The sequence below is a fragment of the Pseudomonas sp. SIMBA_067 genome (assembly GCF_046534675.1).
In the GTDB taxonomy this organism is placed as follows: domain Bacteria; phylum Pseudomonadota; class Gammaproteobacteria; order Pseudomonadales; family Pseudomonadaceae; genus Aquipseudomonas; species Aquipseudomonas putida.
The window spans coordinates 1-265 of the sequence record NZ_JAWRYH010000580.1 but is presented as its reverse complement, the minus strand read 5'-3'; the positions used below and the strand labels follow the sequence as shown (position 1 = coordinate 265).

1 pseudogene is annotated in these 265 nt (G+C 63.0%); it reads right to left on the bottom strand.

What is annotated here, in order from left to right:
• Positions 1 to 49 precede the first annotated feature (49 nt).
• Positions 50 to 265, bottom strand: a pseudogene (locus SB765_RS30415) (diaminopimelate decarboxylase); the annotation flags it as partial.

Sequence of the window (265 nt, the reverse complement as noted above, 5' to 3'; positions counted from 1 at the left end):
CAAGGAGGGTTTGTCCATTGGGGCTGCGATCCAGCCCCAAGCACTGAGATTAGAACCCCGCCTCCAGGCCCAGCAGGTCCTGCACGGTCTGCCGCCGGCGAATCATGCGCAGCGCCCCTTCCTCGATCAGGAACTCCGGTAGCAACGGCCGGCTGTTGTAGTTCGACGACATCGACGCCCCATAGGCCCCGGCATCGTGAATCACCAGCAAATCGCCCACCTGCGCCTGGGGCAGATCTTGTGGGGTCAGTTCCTGGTCATCCTG